Below are 13,821 nucleotides of genomic sequence, written 5' to 3' on the forward strand. Positions count from 1 at the left end.
AATGCCCCTGAATTCGCCAAAGTGGGCGGGGGAGAGTAACTGAGGAGCACAAATGGACTCCTGTCAAGAAAGTAGACAGCAACTACATCGTTGTTCGCTTAAATGTGGCTGCAAACTGAACCGGAGAAACGTAACCGAGCGCCCCATGGATTCGTTTGCGGTTGTAGAAAAATTCAATGTACTGGAAAATGGCATCATACGCCTGTTGCTTCGTTTTAAATCGATTCCAGTACACCAACTCTTTTTTTAAGAGGCTGTGAAAAGATTCGATACAGGCGTTATCATAACAGTTCCCTTTGCGGCTCATGCTTGCCGTCATCTGGTACGTCTTTAGGCGTTCCCGGTAGTCTTCCGAGGCGTACTGGGAGCCTCGATCCGAATGGTGAATTAAGCCCTTCCCGGGGCGTTTGGCCTTGTAGGCAGCGTCCAGAGCGCCTTGTACGAGGTCAGTGGTCATCCGGTCGCTAAGCCGCCAGCCGACAATCTCCCGGGTACACAGGTCCAGCACACTCGCCAAGTACATTCGTCCTTCCCGGCAGGGAATGTAGGTGATATCCGCCACCCACGTCTGGTTCGGCTTTTCCGTGTGAAATTGCTGGTTTAACAGGTTGGGGGCAATGGGTAACGGATGGTTGGAGTCGGTGGTGCATACGCGAAATCTCTTTGCGACACAAGAGCGCAGACCCAGTTCTTTCATGTACTTGCCTACAGTGCGTTCACTGACCTGGTGCCCTTCACGCTCTAGGAGAACCTTGATTTTGGGGCTGCCATAGCGACCCTTAGAGTCATGGAAATGATAGGCAATCCGCTTCAGCAACAAGGTTTTGCGGCTGGCTTGAGGGCTGGGCTTTGCTGTTCTCCATTTGTAGTACCCGCTCCGGGACACCTGAAAGACATTGCACATCTTCTCCACGCGGAACTCGGAGCGATGATCTTCAATAAACTGAAATCTCAGTTCTTTGGATTGCTGAAGATGTGCACGGCTTTTTTTAGGATTGCCATCTCCTCTGTCAGCTCTGCGAGTTGTTGCTCCCGCTCCTTCAGTTGACGTTCCAGCTCTCTGTATTTGTCTGGAGTCACGATGGGCTCATTCTCAAACTGCCGGTACTGTCCTAGCCATTTATGCAACGTTTTGGCGGGGACATCCAGTTCCAGGGCCAGTTCCGCCACCGTTTTCGTCTGCTCCTGGATGTACTTTACGGTCTGTCTTTTGTATTCTTCATTGTAGCTTCTCCGTGTTCCACTCATGGGGACACCTCCTCGTTAAGCTTATTATCTCTATTCTCTTAACGGGTGTCCACGGTTAACACTAACAGCAAAATGCCCCTGAATTCGCCGAAAGCGGGCGGGGAGCGTAAATGAAGAGCAGAAGTGCTCCTGAATTCTGCACACCTGTTGATTTTTTGACAACTGATAAATATGATAAACCCAACTAAGGGCTCAAGGGAAGGAGAGGTAAGAGGGATGGCTGTGGACAGGCGGATCGGGAAGACGCGGGATGCTATTTTTAAGGCGTTTCTTAGTCTGATGGAAGAGAAGAGCTGAACAGATTACGGTACATGAGATTGCGGAGCGGGCTAATGTCAGCAGAGGGACTATCTATCTGCATTTTGTGGACAAATATGATCTGCTGGATCAGTGTGTTGAGAAGGAAATGACGGAGCTGCGTGACCGCTGTATGGCTGTCCAGGAGAATTTGGATTTCACCTCTTCAGGTCCGCTGCTGCGTACGGCTGAATATGTCGAGCAACATGCTACCGTCTTCATTACCCTGATTAATAACAGCGGCATTCCTGCCTTCAGAAGCCGTCTGCATGCCATGCTGATGGAGGGACTGGCGGAGCAGATCGATATGGAGGGTGTGAACCGGGGGATGAACAAGGAGATGCTGCTGCATTTTATGGCTTCGGCTGCCGTGGGAGTCATGGAATGGTGGATTACACACTCACTGCCTATTTCGGCCAAAAAGCTGATGGAGGATATCAGCATCCTCCTCGAACGCAACCAAATGGGACCGCAGCCGCTGGACGCTCTGCCCTAGACAATAATCTGACGGTGCCGTCCAGTGGCCTGCGGTCTGCAATTATCCCCATTCTTAAGAATCCGGCTGGATCACCTTCATCTTGGACGGGTTGTTGATTTTGTATTTGACCGGGTGCTGGGAGAGCTTCTTAGCCACAATCTTCGCTTCAAAAGAAACAGGGTCGCCCTCCTTCAGCTCCAGCTTCTTCAGCGTGGCACTATGGCTTGACCAGACTTCGTCAATGGCCAGCTCATGCCCTTCTATCGCTACATTGTCATAGATAATCACTTCATCATCGTTATCCGAAAAGTGGTTGGGAACGGTCGTGAATTCTTTGACAACCGCTGTAACCTTGAGCTTGTCTTCGGGCAGCTGCAGGGCGGGCTTCTTCTTGGAGGCGGCTGGCTTACGCGGCTTCTCTGCCGGAGCCGCTGTCTCCGTAGCACTCACGCCTTCCGCAGCAATCCCACTCTCTGAACGCTCCGCAGTATCGCCCACCGCAGCACCAGCACTTCCCGCACCCTCCACATCAGCCTCACCGCGACCCTCCTCAACCGGCTGGTTCTCCAGCAACTCGGCTTCTCCGGCAGCTTCTGCCGGGTCCTCGGACCGTGCATCCGCCGCCGCTTGCGTGCGCTGGCCGAAGCTGGCGGTCTGCATTTCTTTGAGGTACGCCGGGTGGATACAATGCTGCTGCTTATTCTCGAACTGGACCACCACCGTCTGATTATCCACAAACCCTATAATTTCACAAGGCAGGGTCAGGCCCTGCCGCTTGTACAGATAAGTCTTGACCCGGGTGGCTGAACCGGGCAGAAGATTCCATTCCTTACACCGCTCAATCCGCTCATCCTCACTCTCGAAATCCTGGACGGCCAGCGGCTCCACTACGAACGAATAGGTCATGCACATCTCGCACCTTTCCAATGATCCATATTAAGTCCCGCTTTATTCCGGCAACGTCTCCTCCAGCCGGCTGCGCCGTGCAGCCTCTTCCGCGTCCTCCGGGGCATGGGGCAGGCCCAGCTCCTCCTCGCGTTCCGCCTGCTTGCGGTGGGCGATCCGGCTGCTGGCCGCTGCGGCTACAGCACCGACGATATCATCCAGATAGGTATGAATCTGGCCGGTGGTTTTGTCATTCAGCCTCTCCAGTACGCCGGGCTTGAGCTTGTCCACGTAACCATAGTTGGTGAACCCGATACTGCCATATACATTAACAATCGAGAAGGCGAGAATCTCGTCTACCCCGTACAATCCTTCATCGTTCTCAATCATATCCTGCAGCGGCGAGAACAGCTTGCCCTCCTCCGCCAGCACATCCAGCTGGATGCCGGTCAAGACTGCATTCTGCACCTCACGCTTGCTGAGGACCATCTCAACGTTATGAATACATTCTTCCATGGTCAGGCCCGGATAGTATTTCTTTTGCAGCATCATGACAAGCTCGGCAATCTCCTCCAGAGTGACCCCGCGCTTGTACAGCCAGTACCGGGTCGCTTCGGCAACGGCTTTGCTGTTGAGGCTGTAAGGAATTTTGGCATCAGTCATAGGAAGTCCTCCATTCGTGAGTCGGGTGTGATTTGGGTATGTACTAAATTGTACGCAAGCGGCAGACCGATGTCCAGAAACCTCCGGATTTGTATCCCGCAAGCAGGCTGAACTTGGATGAACACAGCAGTGTCCGCAGCCAAGCAGGGGTTCCGGCAGAACTTCTGTAATTTAGGATAAGCTGTTGTTATTTTTTGGACACAGGGCTCGTATACATAGCAGTACAAACTGATCTTAGCGCTAGAAAGGGGTAATGAAGATTGATGAAACCAGTGAAACACCTCCGCGGGGCGTCTGCGGCTTGCCTGCTGGCCGTTCCGCTTGTGCTCTCCGGCTGCAGTCTGTTCGGTTCAGAATCCGCCGCTGTGGACCCGCCTCCCGCCGCCGTAGAAGCGCAAATGCTGCAAGTGAGCGGGGAAGATACGCTGGATACCGGTGTATTCGGACCGGCCTCCATGGATGAGACTGATCTGTCTGCCGGGGTGAAGGATACCGGTGCGCCTGCTGTAGCCGGGGAGCGGACTACTGTGTATCTGGAGGATCAGAACGGTCTGCTGGCTCCGGTGGCTCTGTCTTTTCCAAAAAGCGAGGACACGGTCATGCTGAAAAATTCCCTCATGGCACTCGTCAGCAAGGGGGATTACGCGTCTGCACTGCCTAAGGGCTTCCAGGGCGTACTACCCGCAGGGACGAAAGTGAACAATGTATCTGTCGGCCAGGACCATGTCGCAATTGTTGAATTCAACTCGGCGTTTAACGACTACGATCCTGCGGATGAACGCAAAATCCTTGAAGCGCTGACCTGGACATTGACCGGGCAGGACGACATTAAGGGAGTACAGCTCTGGGTCGATGGCAAAAAGCTGACTGAAATGCCGCTGCAAGGCACACCGCTGGATCGCCCGCTGTCCCGTACCATGGGCATTAATCTGCCGAAGCATAACGCACTGATGATGAACTCCAGCGCAGTCACGGTCTATTTCGCAGCTGCTTCACCGGATGGCGGCCACCAGTATTATGTTCCGGTTACCCGTTTTGTACCCGCTGGCGGGGATACGGTGAAGGCAGCTCTGAGCGAGCTGATTGCCGGACCGCAGTCCGAGAACGGCCTGGAGATGGTCATGACGCAGGGAACGGTAGTTGATTCTGTAAAAGCAGGGCAGAACGGGGTAGTCACCGTATCGCTGACCGATGATATGTTCGAAGGCAGCACAAGCATTCCCGAGGAGATGCTGGAATCGGTCGTGCTGACGGTGGCCCAGAATACAGATGATTCGCTGGTACAGATCCGTCTGAATGGCAAGGATACGGTTACGGGTACCAACAACGTCGATTACGGCCAGCCGGTCTCCGCGCCGGAATATGTGAACGAGCTGCCGCTTTAGAGCGAATCCACCGGCCTAAAAAGATGCTTTTGTGCCTACTCTTTGATAGAATAAAGTATTGTTCATCCGAATAACGGGTCAGGAGCAGCGGTGCCGTTCTCTTCCATAGGGGGCGGCACCCGTTTCTGCGTATAAGATACGGATGAATGTATACACAAACTTTGCGCTATACGATGTAGGAGGCAGAAAAGATGAGATCAAACGGACGCAACGAAGACCAGCTCCGGCCACTGACGATAACGACCCAGACCAACAAATATGCAGAAGGCTCCGTCATCATTGAGATGGGAGATACCAAGGTCATCTGTACGGCAACCGTGGATGAGAAGGTCCCGCCGTTTCTGAAGGGACAAGGCAAGGGCTGGGTAACCGCCGAATATTCGATGCTTCCCCGCGCAACCCAGACCCGCAACCAGCGTGAAGCCGCACGCGGCAAGCTGACCGGGCGGACCATGGAAATCCAGCGCCTGATCGGACGGGCCCTGCGTTCGGTGGTGAATTTGCAGGCGCTCGGCGAACGCAGTATTACGCTGGACTGCGATGTAATTCAGGCAGACGGGGGAACGCGGACGGCTTCGATCACGGGTGCTTTTGTAGCGATGGCCTTCGCCATGAACAAGCTTGCCCTCCAGAATAAGCTGACAGTCTTCCCGATTACAGACTACCTGGCAGCCATCAGTGTGGGTGTCGTTGGCGACAAGACGCTGCTCGATCTGAATTATGAAGAGGATTCCAAGGCGAAGGTGGATATGAACGTGGTCATGACGGGCAGCGGCGCTTTCGTTGAGGTTCAGGGCACGGGCGAAGAGCGCCCGTTCACCCGCCAGGAGCTGGACCAGCTGCTGGGTCTCGGAGAGAAGGGGATCTACGAGCTGATCGCTGTGCAAAAAGAAGTCCTTGGCGCCATCGCGCTCAAAATCCCTGCCGGCCAGCCCGGTCAAGAGGTGTAGGATGAAGTCCGGCAGCGGAATTCTGATTGTCGCGACGAAGAACAAAGGCAAGGTGCGGGAGTTCCAGCATGCCTTTGCTCCCTTGGGACTTACGGTCAAAAGCATGTATGACTACCCGGATCTGCCGGATGTGGTCGAGGACGGGGCCACTTTTGCCGAGAATGCCTTCAAGAAATCCCGCGCTGTAGGGGACGCTCTTGGACTGCCGGTGCTGGCAGACGATTCCGGTCTCTGTGTAGAGGCGCTGGACGGAAGCCCCGGCGTATACTCGGCCCGTTATGCCGGCGAGGCGGCGGATGATGAGGCGAATAACCTGAAGCTGATGAGCGAGCTGGAGCGGCTGAAGCAGGGTGAGGATACCGGACAGCCGCTGCTGAGTCCTGCCCGGTTCGTCTGTGCCCTGTCGCTCTATGATCCGGCGGACGGCCGGGAATGGACGGCTGAGGGTACGGTCGAAGGCTGGATTACCTCGGAGCCTGCGGGTGCCGGCGGTTTCGGTTATGACCCGCTGTTCTATCTCCCGGAATACGAGAAGACGATGGCTGAGCTGACGCTTGAGGAGAAGCAGTCGATCAGCCACCGCGGGACGGCGCTGCGGCGTCTGACCGAGAAGCTTGCTGCTGCGCAGAGCGGCGGTAAATAGAAGAGTTGGAATCTTGGAAGCAGCCCGTAAGCAGAATATGCTCGGGGCTGCTTCTGTTTTTTTTTTAGATAATAATCCCCCCTGATTATGGAAATTTATCCCTAGCATATCCTCCGGCTTTGTATGAGAATAAGAGTTGACTTCACCCCTTCGCAGGTCCTGCATCCTTCCGCAAATCGCCGCAATCCACCCACCCTGCCCTCTACCAAACAACAACGTAGGCCGTAGCGGAGCGAGTGATCCGTATGCTGCTGAACTGCGCTTTTTTTGAGCTGTATTTCACTATTCTACCAGTCAGATTGCCAGGAGTTTAATAGTTTCACAGGGTGAAGGTCAAGGCCAATCGGGTCCGGGAGGTGAACGCTGAGCTTTCTCATTCGCGGCAAGGGAAGAACGGTCACTTAATATCCTTGATGGCAAAGACGCATGGATGTCCATGAAGCAGGCTTACAGGTTACGCATTGAACCGGGGAGGTAATCACGAAATGGCCTTTATCAAAAGCAAATCCTTTGTGCTTGGCTTGGCGGCAGTCCTTTTCCTTACTCTTTTTTCGGCTTTTGGTGCAAACAGCAGAACTGTTCAGGCAGCCGGAGACTACAAGATTGTCGGCTACTATGCTTCATGGGCCGCCTACGGGCGGGCTTATAATGTAACGGATATCGATCCTGGCAAAATGAATGTCATCAACTATGCCTTTGCCGACATCTGCTGGAACGGAATACACGGCAATCCCGACCCGACCGGGCCGAATCCGGTCACCTGGTCCTGCCAGAACGAGCAGGGACAGGCGATCAGCGTTCCCAATGGCACCGTAGTGCTGGGCGATCCCTGGATCGATGCCCAGAAAAGCTTCGGCGATGATAAATGGGATGACCCGATCAAGGGGAATCTGAAGCAGCTCTGGAAGCTGAAGGAGAAGAATCCGAATCTGAAGACGATGATCTCCGTCGGGGGCTGGACCTGGTCCAACCGCTTCTCGGATGTGGCTGCCACGGCGGCAACCCGTGAGGTGTTCGCCAATTCTTCCGTCGATTTCATCCGCAAATACAAGATGGACGGTGTCGATCTGGACTGGGAATACCCGGTCAGCGGGGGACTTGCGGGCAACAGCTACCGCCCCGAGGATAAGCAGAACTACATCCTGCTGCTCCAGAAGATTCGGGAGAAGCTGAATGCCGCAGGAGCTGCCGACGGCAAAACGTATCTGCTGACCATCGCTTCCGGTGCCGGACCGACCTACATCCAGAATAACAATCTTAGCGGAATCGCCTCTGTGGTGGACTGGATCAACATCATGACCTACGACTTCAACGGCAGCTGGAACCCTACTACCGGCCACAATGCGCCACTGTATTATGACCCGGCAGCCGCATCGTCAGGGCTGACCGAGCCGGCGAACTATAATATCGACAAGGCGGTGACCAGCTATCTGAGTGCAGGCGTACCGGCTAATAAGCTGGTGCTCGGCATGCCGTTCTACGGCCGGGGCTGGGGCGGGGCCCCTGCTGCGGGCAACGGGCAATATCAGGTATCTGCCGGGATCTCCCAGACCGGAACCTGGGAGAAGGGAAACTACGATTTCAGTGATCTGGAAGCCAATTATATCAATAAGAACGGCTACACCCGTTACTGGAACAACACCTCCAAGGTTCCCTATCTCTACAACCCGTCCAACCAGACCTTCATCAGCTATGATGATGCTGAATCCATCGGCTTCAAAGCCAGCTACCTGAAAACCAAGGGTCTGGCCGGAGCCATGTTCTGGGAGACCAGCGGGGACCGCAATAAGACGCTGCAGACCAAGCTCAGCGCAGAACTGGGCGGCGGAGTAGTGACACCAACGGCTACGCCGGTGCCGACCGCGACGGTGAAGCCGTCGGCCACGCCAACCGCAACAGTGGCACCGACCGCCACGGTGAAGCCATCCGCCACGCCGACCGCGACAGTGGCACCGACAGCAACGGTGAAGCCATCGGCCACGCCGACTGCGACAGTAGCACCGACGGCCACGGTGAATCCAACGGCTACGCCGACCGCGACAGTGGCACCGACGGCCACGCCGGGGCAATGCTCTACGGCAGCGTGGAGTTCCACCGCTGTCTACACACAGGGCCAGCAAGTCTCCTATGGCGGGCTGATCTATCAGGCCCAGTGGTGGACGCAAGGGGACCGGCCGGATCTTAGCGGAGCTTTCGGGGTGTGGCGGGTGACCGGAACCTGCGGTAACGCTACTCCGCAGCCGACAGCTACGCCACTCCCGACAGTAAGCCCTTCGGCTACGCCGACAGTAGCGCCAACCTCTACTCCTGTAGTGACGCCAGTCCCTTCGGCTACCCCAGGCGCTGCTGCCTGGAAAGCGGGCACCGCTTATAGTGTCGGCAATATCGTAACTTACAGCGGGCAATCCTACACCTGCCTGCAGGCGCATACCTCTCTGGCCGGCTGGGAGCCGAATGTCACTCCTGCGCTCTGGAAGCTGAACTAAAGGCGGAGCGGACAACACGGGAATCCAGTCATAGAGCATGACTATGCCTAAGTATAGAACAAGGAACGGTGCCGGCTTTTAAGCTGGCACCGTTTTTTTAAGTACTTTTTAGAATAGGCTGTTTCGTACACGATCCTGCTTATAGATGGGGAGTGCGAGCTGACACAGTTGGAAAAAAGGCATTTAATTTCGCTGAAACGCGGTCATTGAAGGAAGCAGTTGGAAAAAGTACAGTTAATCCGCCGAACGCTCCGCTCCCCATTCAAGGGAATCTGGGCCGATTAAGTGTTGTTTCTCCAACTAATTTCTGTAGGTGCCATAATATTTCTTATTTAGATGTATTAAATCCACTTGCTTGATCCGCCCCTCTCCATTCCAGTTCAGGCGTGGTGGCTGGCACCGTATTTATAACTAATTCCGTTCCTTGGAGGTTTTGGAAGCAGGATTCCGGGGTACGGAAATGTGGGTAATGAGTTTTTTGCGCTTCGATTGGATATATTTATGTTTAAATACAATTTAGCCGTCCTGTATCCCGCTTGAGGTTCATAAGCTTCCACAGGCTGAAATATAATGAACAGACAGGCGGCTGTCCCGGCCTCCAAAAATTTTGTGAAACGTGATGCCGATTATTTCGTTATAGTAGTATATAGCGGAAGGTGGTGGGTTCACCAATGAGTATGTGGGTATTGTGGTTAATTGCCGCTGGCGTCTTGTTTGTTGTAGAGATGTTTACGTTTACATTCTATTTGTTATGGCTTAGCCTGGGAGCCTTGGCTGCCGGACTGGTTGCGCTTGTGCTGCCGGATGCATGGCTGCTGCAGGTTGTAGTGGGTTCGCTGGTAGCCCTGGCCCTGACGTTCTTCACCAAGCCATTGTCTGAGCGGCTGCGCAATGCGCGGGGCTTCAAGGATACCGGGACCGAGATTATCGGCAGACAGGGTCTGGTGACCGAACCGATTGAGCCTGGCCGTTACGGGCAGGTCAAGATTGGCGGCGATACATGGAGTGCGACCTCTACAGTAGCACTGGGCAAGGGTCAGCAGGTAATTGTAGTAAGAAGAAGCACTACCATTATTGAAGTAGAACGATGGGGGGATATGTACTAATGGAATTGGTGATTATCGGAATTATTATTGTTGTCGTCGTAGTATTTATCGCAATGACGATCAAGATTGTCCCGCAGCAAAGAGTTGGAGTTGTAGAGCGTCTGGGTAAATTCCATCGCCTGCTCACACCAGGTCTGAACATTCTGATTCCGGTTATTGATCAGGTGCGGGTCTATCATGACTTGCGGATTCAACAGGCGAATGTACCGCCGCAGACGGTAATCACGAAGGATAACGTACAGGTGCAGATCGATACGATTATCTTCTATCAGGTAGTGGGTCCGGAAGAAGCAACGTACGGAATCTCCGATTATGTGTATGGGGTACGGAATATCTCCACAGCCACCATGCGTCAGATTATCGGTAAGCTGGAGCTGGATGAAACCTTGTCCGGCCGTGAAAAAATCTCCTCCGACATCCGTCTCGCGCTGGATGAAGCGACAGAGAAGTGGGGCGTGCGCATTGAGCGTGTCGAAGTTATCGACATCAAGCCGCCGCTCGATATCCAGGAAGCCATGGACAAACAGATGAAGGCAGAACGCAGCAAGCGTGCGATTGTCCTGGAGGCGGAAGCCGCCAAGCAGGATATGATCCTTCGTGCTGAAGGGGATAAGCAGAGTAAGATCCTGAAGGCCGAAGGGGATAAGGAAGCCCGCATCCGTCAGGCGGAAGGTCTCGGTCAGGCGCAGGAGCTGGAAGCTCTCGGTCAGGCCAAGGCGATCGAAGCAGTGGCGATGGCCGAGAAGGCCCGGATTGCCATGATTGCCAGCGCAGGACTGGATGAAAAAGTACTGGCCTATCAGTCCTTTGAAGCTCTGACTGACATGTCTAAGGGACCAGCGAACAAAATATTCCTGCCGACCAGTGCGGTGGAGACGCTGGGCAGCCTGGGAGCGATTGCCGAAGTATTTAAGGCTAGCAAAGAAGGCAAATAAGCGGAAGATAATTTACAATTGCTGCAGGATCCGTTACAGTTAATAGCACAATCAGGCCGAGGCTTAGCAGGTACGCTTGTACCTCTTAAGCCTTTGCTTATGAAGACTGTTTTGCCGCTGTGCAAAACTTGAAGGAGAAGAACCCATGACGCAAAAAGAAATTTCCCCGCTCGTAGAAACCTTGGGGCTACAGCCCCACGTGGAAGGCGGATGGTACAAGAGACTGTGGAATTCTCCGTTTGAGATTCCTCAGGACACGTTGGGCGAGGCTTATTCGGGCCCGCGCGCATCAGCTTCATCGATCTATTTCCTGCTTCATGCTGACGAGAGTTCGGATTGGCATACTGTATTGTCCTCCGAAATCTGGCTGTATCATTCCGGCAGCCCGATCGTGCTTAGTCTGGGAGGCAATGGCGCAGAGCCGGAGAACGTAACGGAGGTTATCCTGGGTCTGGATATCGCTGCGGGCCAGCAGCCGCAGGTAGTGATTCCTCCAGGCGTATGGCAGGCCGCCCGCCCGCTCGGCGAAGAGCCGGCGCTCGTCTCCTGCATCGTATCGCCGGAGTTCCATTTTGATGATTTCAAGCTGATCGACAAGAAATAAGCAGGTTTGTAGTGGAGTACGGCCGGGAAGGGGCTGTGCTCCATTTTTGTACATAAGAGGCATACAATCTTCACGATTTGGCAACCTATTCGCTATAACGGGAACAGATTTCGCAATTGGATGATTATGAGAGCGGTAATACGGTTAAGGAAGCTTGTTGAATTCAAATTAGGCTTGGAGGGTATTCATATGAGTGAAAAGAACGCACCATTTACAGGCGGGCCTACCTTGAACGATGGAGTAACTATGCCGTGGCTGGGTCTTGGCGTATGGCAGACCAAGGATGGTGAGGAGGTTATCCGTGCGGTGAAGTCTGCGGTGGAGACGGGGTACCGCAGTATTGATACGGCTGCCGGCTATAACAATGAAGAGGGTGTAGGGCAGGCAATCCGTGAATGCGGAGTCCCCCGGGAAGAGCTCTTTATTACCACCAAGGTCCGCAACCCGGATCAGGGGTATGAATCGACACTGAAGGCCTTTGAAGTCAGCCGCAAGAAGCTGGGCCTGGAGCAGGTAGATTTGTATCTGATCCATTGGCCGGTGGCCGGTAAATATAAAGAAACCTGGAAAGCGCTGATCCATCTGCAAAAGGAAGGACTGGTCAAATCCATCGGGGTGAGCAACTTCCAGCCGCATCATCTGGAGGATATCATCGAGGACAGCGGCGTGGTGCCGGTGGTGGACCAGGTGGAATTCCATCCGCTGCTGACCCAGCGTGAATTGCTGAAGTATGCACGGGAGCATGATATCCAGCTGGAAGCCTGGAGTCCGCTCATGCAGGGGAATCTGGACCTGCCGCTGCTGAAGGAATTGGCAGAGCGTTACGGCAAGACGGTAGCACAGATTGTTCTGCGCTGGGATCTGCAGCAGGGTGTCATCACCATTCCGAAGTCGGTCCATCAGGAGCGGATCATCGAGAACGCCGGATTCTTCGACTTCACACTCAGCGATGAGGATGTTAAAGCTATCGAGGAGCTGAATCAGAACCACCGCTTCGGCCCGGACCCGGATAATTTCAATTTCTAAGCTGACAGATAGAGCATTATAAGCTGTAGATGCACAGAGCGGCCTCCTCAAGGGGGGCTGCTTTTTGCATTTGGCGGCAGCATGCTATTTTTTTATTAGGACTATTCATTTAAAATTTTTATGTTATAATCGTAATAATTACGATTAAAGATTAAAGACATGGAGTTGAATGCCATTATACGAACTTTGTTGCAACGCTTATTGCAGCTCATTCCTGTGCTGCTAGGCATCTCAGTCATAACTTTTGCGCTGATGCACCTAACCTCAGGTGATCCTGCAGAGATTATGCTGCGTGCTGATGGTATTAAGCCTACATATGAAGCCATTGAGGCGGCAAGAATTGCACTGGGTCTGGATGGACCTGTATATATGCAATATGTTCATTGGTTGTACCGTGTGATCCATCTCGATCTGGGCATATCCTACAGCAGCAATCGTCCGGTATTCACAGAGCTGATGAATCGTTTCCCGGCTACTGCGCTGTTGAGCGGCTGTTCCTTATTGGCAGCTATTCTTATAGCTCTGCCTATGGGGGTAGGCTCTGCACTGTATCCGGGAAAATGGTTTGACCGGCTGGGAAGAGTATGTGCTCTGTTTAGCGTATCAATGCCAGGCTACTGGCTGGGTCTGCTCCTGATTTATTATGGTTCAGTGAAGCTGAAGCTATTACCTGTAACAGGAATGGATGGGGTCTCCAGTGTCATTCTGCCTGCTTTTACACTTGGGTTTGGCATGGCGGGGGTGTACATCCGTTTGATTCGTTCCAGTCTGCTGGACGTTCTGGCTACGCTCTACATCAAGGCGGCGAGGGCCAAGGGGCTGCAGGAATGGAGAGTCATCACCAGACATGCGCTTCGTAATGCACTGCTTCCGAGTCTTACCTTACTTGGGGTTAACATAGCAGGGCTTCTCGGCGGTTCTGTTGTTGTAGAGACTATATTTTCCTGGCCGGGGATTGGAAAGTATGTGATTGAGGCGATTTTTGCAAAAGACTATATTGTGATTCAGGGTTATGTATTATGGATGGCTGTCGTCGTTGTTCTGATTAACCTGGCAGTAGATTCACTGCATCTGATGCTGGACCCGCGAATCAGGCTGCGGTGACGCTGTAAAAG

General features: G+C 53.6%; 14 protein-coding genes. 10 read left to right on the forward strand and 4 right to left on the reverse strand.

Annotation, left to right across the window (positions count from 1 at the left end; translation table 11 throughout):
• Positions 1 to 82: 82 nt before the first annotated feature.
• Both MKY64_RS01195 and MKY64_RS01200 read right to left on the reverse strand, forming a co-directional pair.
• Positions 83 to 1,066, reverse strand: a complete 984-nt coding sequence (locus tag MKY64_RS01195; RefSeq protein ID WP_339257364.1) for an IS3 family transposase — start codon at positions 1,064 to 1,066, stop codon at positions 83 to 85.
• Positions 952 to 1,248 carry a transposase gene (locus tag MKY64_RS01200; protein ID WP_339223802.1) on the reverse strand — a complete coding sequence of 99 codons (297 nt, stop codon included), beginning with the start codon at positions 1,246 to 1,248 and terminating at the stop codon, positions 952 to 954. The genes MKY64_RS01195 and MKY64_RS01200 overlap by 115 nt, the downstream gene beginning before the upstream one ends.
• A gap of 406 nt (positions 1,249 to 1,654) precedes the next feature.
• Between MKY64_RS01200 and MKY64_RS01205 the strand changes: the two genes are divergently transcribed.
• Positions 1,655 to 2,041 carry a TetR-like C-terminal domain-containing protein gene (locus MKY64_RS01205; RefSeq protein WP_340950543.1) on the forward strand — a complete coding sequence of 129 codons (387 nt, stop codon included), beginning with the start codon at positions 1,655 to 1,657 and terminating at the stop codon, positions 2,039 to 2,041.
• Positions 2,042 to 2,095: 54 nt separating this feature from the next.
• Here the strand turns inward: MKY64_RS01205 and MKY64_RS01210 are convergent, their stop codons facing one another.
• On the reverse strand, positions 2,096 to 2,929 hold the full coding sequence (locus tag MKY64_RS01210; RefSeq protein WP_340950545.1) for a hypothetical protein: 834 nt from the start codon (positions 2,927 to 2,929) through the stop codon (positions 2,096 to 2,098).
• A 42-nt stretch (positions 2,930 to 2,971) separates the two neighbouring features.
• Positions 2,972 to 3,571 carry a phosphatidylglycerophosphatase A family protein gene (locus MKY64_RS01215; RefSeq protein ID WP_340950546.1) on the reverse strand — a complete coding sequence of 200 codons (600 nt, stop codon included), beginning with the start codon at positions 3,569 to 3,571 and terminating at the stop codon, positions 2,972 to 2,974.
• 263 nt (positions 3,572 to 3,834) lie between these two features.
• Between MKY64_RS01215 and MKY64_RS01220 the strand changes: the two genes are divergently transcribed.
• The 9 genes from MKY64_RS01220 to nikB all read left to right on the forward strand — a co-directional run bounded on the left by MKY64_RS01220 (position 3,835) and on the right by nikB (position 13,810).
• On the forward strand, positions 3,835 to 4,956 hold the full coding sequence (locus MKY64_RS01220; protein ID WP_339250717.1) for a GerMN domain-containing protein: 1,122 nt from the start codon (positions 3,835 to 3,837) through the stop codon (positions 4,954 to 4,956).
• Positions 4,957 to 5,147: 191 nt separating this feature from the next.
• On the forward strand, positions 5,148 to 5,906 hold the full coding sequence (gene rph / locus MKY64_RS01225) for a ribonuclease PH (protein ID WP_076083128.1): 759 nt from the start codon (positions 5,148 to 5,150) through the stop codon (positions 5,904 to 5,906).
• 1 nt (position 5,907) lies between these two features.
• Entirely contained in the window at positions 5,908 to 6,549 is a 642-nt protein-coding gene (locus tag MKY64_RS01230) for an XTP/dITP diphosphatase (protein ID WP_036726063.1), read from the forward strand.
• Positions 6,550 to 7,034: 485 nt separating this feature from the next.
• Complete coding sequence (locus MKY64_RS01235) at positions 7,035 to 9,035, forward strand: glycosyl hydrolase family 18 protein (RefSeq protein ID WP_340950548.1); 2,001 nt, start codon at positions 7,035 to 7,037, stop codon at positions 9,033 to 9,035.
• A 671-nt stretch (positions 9,036 to 9,706) separates the two neighbouring features.
• Positions 9,707 to 10,141, forward strand: coding sequence for an NfeD family protein (locus tag MKY64_RS01240; protein ID WP_209876844.1), 435 nt, complete (start codon positions 9,707 to 9,709; stop codon positions 10,139 to 10,141).
• Positions 10,141 to 11,076, forward strand: a complete 936-nt coding sequence (locus tag MKY64_RS01245; protein WP_081751185.1) for an SPFH domain-containing protein — start codon at positions 10,141 to 10,143, stop codon at positions 11,074 to 11,076. Before MKY64_RS01240 ends, MKY64_RS01245 begins: the two co-directional genes overlap by 1 nt.
• 145 nt (positions 11,077 to 11,221) lie before the next feature.
• On the forward strand, positions 11,222 to 11,680 hold the full coding sequence (locus tag MKY64_RS01250) for a cupin domain-containing protein (RefSeq protein WP_076083140.1): 459 nt from the start codon (positions 11,222 to 11,224) through the stop codon (positions 11,678 to 11,680).
• Between the two features lie 189 nt (positions 11,681 to 11,869).
• Complete coding sequence (locus tag MKY64_RS01255) at positions 11,870 to 12,706, forward strand: aldo/keto reductase (protein WP_209876846.1); 837 nt, start codon at positions 11,870 to 11,872, stop codon at positions 12,704 to 12,706.
• Positions 12,707 to 12,865: 159 nt separating this feature from the next.
• The gene (gene nikB, locus MKY64_RS01260; protein WP_340950553.1) at positions 12,866 to 13,810 is read left to right on the forward strand and encodes a nickel ABC transporter permease; all 945 of its coding nucleotides are present in this window, start codon (positions 12,866 to 12,868) and stop codon (positions 13,808 to 13,810) included.
• Positions 13,811 to 13,821 lie beyond the last annotated feature (11 nt).

This window comes from Paenibacillus sp. FSL R7-0210 (assembly GCF_038009085.1).
Taxonomy (GTDB): Bacteria; Bacillota; Bacilli; order Paenibacillales; family Paenibacillaceae; genus Paenibacillus_AQ; species Paenibacillus_AQ silagei.

Excerpts from the sequence above, each read along its gene's own strand:
- MKY64_RS01200 (WP_339223802.1), bottom strand. The coding sequence starts at position 1,248 with ATGAGTGGAACACGGAGAAGCTACAATGAAGAATACAAAAGACAGACC.
- MKY64_RS01205 (WP_340950543.1), top strand. The coding sequence starts at position 1,655 with ATGACGGAGCTGCGTGACCGCTGTATGGCTGTCCAGGAGAATTTGGAT.
- MKY64_RS01210 (WP_340950545.1), bottom strand. The coding sequence starts at position 2,929 with ATGACCTATTCGTTCGTAGTGGAGCCGCTGGCCGTCCAGGATTTCGAG.
- MKY64_RS01215 (WP_340950546.1), bottom strand. The coding sequence starts at position 3,571 with ATGACTGATGCCAAAATTCCTTACAGCCTCAACAGCAAAGCCGTTGCC.
- MKY64_RS01220 (WP_339250717.1), top strand. The coding sequence starts at position 3,835 with ATGAAACCAGTGAAACACCTCCGCGGGGCGTCTGCGGCTTGCCTGCTG.
- rph (WP_076083128.1), top strand. The coding sequence starts at position 5,148 with ATGAGATCAAACGGACGCAACGAAGACCAGCTCCGGCCACTGACGATA.
- MKY64_RS01230 (WP_036726063.1), top strand. The coding sequence starts at position 5,908 with ATGAAGTCCGGCAGCGGAATTCTGATTGTCGCGACGAAGAACAAAGGC.
- MKY64_RS01235 (WP_340950548.1), top strand. The coding sequence starts at position 7,035 with ATGGCCTTTATCAAAAGCAAATCCTTTGTGCTTGGCTTGGCGGCAGTC.
- MKY64_RS01240 (WP_209876844.1), top strand. The coding sequence starts at position 9,707 with ATGAGTATGTGGGTATTGTGGTTAATTGCCGCTGGCGTCTTGTTTGTT.
- MKY64_RS01245 (WP_081751185.1), top strand. The coding sequence starts at position 10,141 with ATGGAATTGGTGATTATCGGAATTATTATTGTTGTCGTCGTAGTATTT.
- MKY64_RS01250 (WP_076083140.1), top strand. The coding sequence starts at position 11,222 with ATGACGCAAAAAGAAATTTCCCCGCTCGTAGAAACCTTGGGGCTACAG.
- MKY64_RS01255 (WP_209876846.1), top strand. The coding sequence starts at position 11,870 with ATGAGTGAAAAGAACGCACCATTTACAGGCGGGCCTACCTTGAACGAT.
- nikB (WP_340950553.1), top strand. The coding sequence starts at position 12,866 with ATGGAGTTGAATGCCATTATACGAACTTTGTTGCAACGCTTATTGCAG.